The sequence below is a fragment of the Aquabacterium sp. genome (assembly GCF_035476535.1).
Taxonomy (GTDB): domain Bacteria; phylum Pseudomonadota; class Gammaproteobacteria; order Burkholderiales; family Burkholderiaceae_C; genus Pseudaquabacterium.
In genome coordinates this window covers 1-4750 of record NZ_DATILJ010000269.1, presented here as the reverse complement: position 1 = coordinate 4750, position 4750 = coordinate 1, and the positions used below count along the sequence as shown (strand labels likewise).

General features: G+C 69.1%; 3 protein-coding genes. All 3 read left to right on the top strand.

Annotated features, from left to right (window positions below):
• Positions 1 to 1539 (top strand): 1,4-alpha-glucan branching protein GlgB (gene glgB / locus VLK61_RS26670; protein ID WP_325425735.1); only part of this gene is annotated, 1539 nt, incomplete at its 5' end.
• A 3-nt stretch (positions 1540 to 1542) separates the two neighbouring features.
• The gene (gene glgX, locus VLK61_RS26665) at positions 1543 to 3681 is read left to right on the top strand and encodes a glycogen debranching protein GlgX (protein WP_325425733.1); all 2139 of its coding nucleotides are present in this window, start codon (positions 1543 to 1545) and stop codon (positions 3679 to 3681) included.
• A 25-nt stretch (positions 3682 to 3706) separates the two neighbouring features.
• Positions 3707 to 4750, top strand: a 1044-nt coding sequence (gene malQ, locus VLK61_RS26660) for a 4-alpha-glucanotransferase (RefSeq protein WP_325425731.1), incomplete at its 3' end; no start/stop codon positions are given.

The window sequence follows — 4750 nt, the reverse complement described above, 5'->3', positions numbered from 1 at the left end:
CCGGAAACCGCCAGCACCGTCGCCCCGCTGCCGCCGCGCCGCGCGCTGCCGGCTGGCCGCGCCGCGGCCAACGCGCGCCAGGCGCCGATGGCGATCTACGAGGTGCACCTGGGTTCCTGGCGTCGCCACGCGGACGGCCGTTTCCACAGCTGGGACGAACTGGCCGCTGCTTTGCCGAGCTATGCGGCCGAGCAAGGCTTCACGCACATCGAGCTGCTGCCGGTCACCGAACATCCCTTCGACGGCTCCTGGGGCTACCAGACACTGGGCCTGTACGCACCGACCAGCCGCTTCGGCCCGCCCGAGGGCTTCACGCGCTTCGTCGAGGCCTGCCATGCCCAAGGCCTGGGCCTGCTGCTCGACTGGGTGCCGGCGCACTTCCCGAGCGATGCGCACGGCCTGGCGCAGTTCGACGGCAGCGCCTTGTTCGAATACGCCGACCCGCGCGAAGGTTTTCACCGCGACTGGAACACGCTGATCTACAACTTCGGCCGCCACGAGGTGCGCAATTTCCTGATCGGCAGCGCGCTGTACTGGATCGAACGGCAAGGCGTCGACGGCCTGCGCGTCGACGCGGTGGCCTCGATGCTGTACCGCGACTACAGCCGCGAGCCCGGCGAGTGGCTGCCCAACGTGCATGGCGGACGCGAGAACCTCGAAGCCATCGCGCTGATCCGGCGGGTGAACGAAGTGGTCGGCATCGAGTGCCCCGGCGCCTTCACGGTGGCCGAAGAATCCACCGCCTTTCCCGGCGTCTCTGCGCCGACCTATGCCGGCGGCCTGGGCTTCCACTTCAAGTGGAACATGGGCTGGATGCACGACACGCTGCAGTACATGGCGACGGATCCCGTGCACCGCCGCTGGCAGCACGACAAGATGAGCTTCGGCCTGGTCTACGGCTTCAGCGAGAACTTCGTGCTGCCGCTCTCGCACGACGAGGTGGTGCATGGCAAGGGCTCGATCCTCGGCCGCATGCCGGGCGATGACTGGCAGCGCTTCGCGAACCTGCGCGCCTACTACGGCTTCATGTGGGGCCACCCGGGCAAGAAGCTGTTGTTCATGGGCCAGGAGTTCGGCCAGCTCAGCGAATGGAACCACGACGTCGAACTGCCCTGGGGCCTGCTCGGCGATACGCGCCATGCCGGCGTGCAGCGCCTGGTGCGCGACCTGAACCGGCTGTACCGCGAGCACAGCGCGCTGCACCGGCTGGACCATGAGCCGCGCGGCTTCGAATGGATCGCCGTCAGCGAGGCTGAACAATCGGTCTATGCCTGGCTGCGCCGCGATGACGAGGGCGGCCTGGTGCTGGTGGCCTGCAATTTCACGCCGGTGCCGCGTGAGGGCTATCGCCTCGGTGTGCCGCCCGGCGTGGCCGCCTGGCGCGAAGTGCTGAACTCCGATTCCAGCTTCTACGGCGGCAGCAACGTCGGCAACGGCCTGGCCTCGCTGCAGACCGACAGCGTCGGCGCGCATGGCCGCGACCAGTCGGTCGTGATCACGCTGCCGCCGCTGGCCACGATCTTCCTGGTCCCTGCCTGATTCATGAAACGATTGCCCGATACCTTGCAAGAAGGCCGGCACGAGCCCATGGGCTCCCACGCCCGCGATGGCGGCGTGAACTTCGCCGTGTTCTCCGACCATGCGCAGCGCATCGAGCTGTGCTTGTTCGATGCCGATGGCGTGCGTGAACTGCGCCGCTACCCGTTGCACGGCCCGCACGACGGCGTGTTCCACGGCTTCCTGCTCGATGCCAGCCCGGGCCTGGTGTACGGCCTGCGCGCGCATGGGCCGTATGCGCCCGAACAAGGCCACCGTTTCAACCGAGCGAAGCTGCTGCTGGACCCGGCCGCGCGCGAGATCGTCGGCGCCTTCCGCTGGCGCGAAGAGCACTACGGCCACACGCTGGGCCACCCGGACGGCCACCGCTCGCTCGATGCGCGCGACAACGCCGCGCTGGCGCTGAAGGCGCGCGTGGCACCGCCCGATACGCACTTCGCCCCACACGGCGGGCCCCGGCTGAGCCCGGCGCAGATGGTGTTGTACGAGGTGCATGTCAAGGGTTTCAGCCAGCAGCATCCCGGCATCCCTGCTGAATTGCGCGGCACCTACGCCGGCCTGGCGCACCCGGCGGCGCTGGCGCATTTCAAGGCCCTGGGCGTCACCACCCTGTCGCTGCTGCCGGTGCAGTACCACCTGGATGAACCCGCGCTGGCGGCACGCGGCGCCAGCAACTACTGGGGCTACAACACGCTGGGCTTCTTCTGCCCGGATCCGGGCCTGGCGCAGCGGCGCGACGACCCCTCGGCGGTGGCGGCGGAGTTCCGCAGGATGGTCGCCACGCTGCACGCCCATGGCCTGGAGGTGGTGCTGGACGTGGTCTACAACCACACGCCCGAGGCCGGCGAGACGGGGCCCACGCTGAGCTTTCGCGGGCTCGACAACGCCAGCTGGTACCGCCTGGATCCCGAGGACCGCAGCCGCTGCGAAAACCTCACCGGCTGCGGCAACACGGTGAACGTGGCGCATCCGCGCATCACGCAGTTCGTGCTGGACTCCTTGCGCTACTGGGTGCAGGAGATGGGCGTCGACGGTTTCCGCTTCGACCTGGCGCCGGTGCTGGGCCGCACCCGCCATGGTTTCGATTCGCATGCGGCCTTTTTCACCGCGCTGCGCCAGGACCCGGTGCTGGCCCGTGTGCACCTGATCGCCGAGCCCTGGGACGCGGGTTATGACGGTTATCAGGTCGGCCGCTTTCCCGGGCGCTTCATGGAATGGAACGACAAGTTCCGCGACACGGTGCGCTGTTACTGGCTGGGCCCGGAATCGGGCAAGAGCGTCGGCCGCGGTGAACTGGCGCGGCGTTTCACCGCGTCCAGCGACCTGTTCCACCATGGCCAGCGCCGGCCCAGCGCGTCGGTCAATTTCATCGCCGTGCACGATGGCTTCACGCTGGCCGACCTGGTGAGTTACTCCGGCAAGCACAACCTGGCCAACGGCGAGAACAATCGCGATGGCCGCGACCACGAGCCCTGCGCGAACTTCGGCGTCGAAGGCCCGACCGACGATGACGAGATCAATGCCCTGCGCCTGCGTGTGCGCCGCGCAATGATGGCCACGCTGGTGCTGGCCCAGGGCACGCCGATGCTGTGCGCCGGCGACGAATTCGGTAACAGCCAGCAGGGCAATAACAACGCCTATTGCCAGAACAATCGCGTCGGCTGGCTGGACTGGGCGCACGGCGCGCAGCCCGACGAGCGGGCCTTCCAGGCTTTCGTTGCCGAGCTGATTGCGCTGCGGCGCAGCGAACCCGCGCTGCGCCACGACCGCTGGTTCCGCCCCGCCACGCCGGTGCGCGGTGGCACCGGCCTGCCCAGCGGCGAACGTTCGCTGAGCTGGCACACACCGAGCGGCCGCGAGATGACGGTGGCCGACTGGCACGACAACACCCAGCACGCTTTCTCCTGCCAGATCCTCGGCTCGACCAGCGACGCACCCGAGCCCCGGCTGTTGCTGGCCTTCAACCCCGAGACCGAAGCCACCGCCTTTGCGCTGCCGCCCGGCCTGTGGCAGGTGGCCATCGATTCCAGCGGTGAACATGCCAGCGGCACGGCCTTGCCGGCGGTGGCCACCGTGGACGTGCCGGCGCGGGCACTGATGGTGCTGCGCAGCGCCGTGCCCTGAACCCCTGAGCCTCAAGGACCTGCCGATGAACCTGCACCAACGCGCGGCCGGTGTGCTGCTGCATGTCACCTCGCTGCCCGGGCCGCATGGCATCGGTGACTTCGGATCCGAGGCCTTCCACTTCGTCGACTGGCTGGTCTCGGCCGGCCAGTCGTTGTGGCAATGGCTGCCGACCACGCCGATCGGCCCGGCCAACTCGCCGTACCAGAGTGTCTCGGCCTTCGCCGGCAGCCCGCTGATGGTGGCGCTGGAGCCGCTGGTGGCCAAAGGCTGGTTGCCGCAGCCCGTGCTGCCTGAGGGCGGCTTCAGTGCGCAGCGGGTGGACTTCGGCCCGGTGGTGCCCTGGCGCCTGGCCCAGTTGCGCGTGGCCGCGGCGGGCTTCGAGGCCCAGGCCAGCGCGGCCGACCGCAGCGCGTTTGCGCAGTGGTGCCTGGCACAGGCCCATTGGCTGGAAGACTACGCGCTGTTCATGGCGCTGGAAACGGCCCAGGGCGGGCAGTGCTGGTGGCACTGGCCCGCACCGCTGCAAGGGCGCGACGCCGCGGCCTTGCAGCAGGCGCGCGCCACGTTGGCGGCCGAGATCGGCTTCTGGCAGTTCGTGCAGTGGTGCTTCGACACCCAGGCCATGGCCTTGAAGCGTTATGCCAATGAGCGCGGCGTGCACATCATGGGCGACCTGCCGATCTTCGTGGCCCACCACAGCGCCGATTGCTGGGCCCGGCCCGACCTGTATGTGCTGGACGAACACTACCAGCCCACGGTGGTGGCAGGCGTGCCGCCCGACGAGCTGGGCCCGCTCGGTCAGCGCTGGGGCAACCCGCTGTACCGCTGGGAACGCATGGCCGCGGAAGACTACGCTTGGTGGACGGCGCGTGTGCACCGCGCGCTGGACCATGCCGACGTGTTCCGCATTGACCACTTCCGCGGCTTTGCCGGCTACTACGAAATCCCGGCCAGCTGCCTGACGGCGCAGCAGGGCCACTGGCTGCCGGGCCCCGGCATCGGCCTGTTCCAGGCCATCCAGCGGCGGCTGGGCGAGCTGCCGATCGTCGCCGAAGACCTGGGCCTG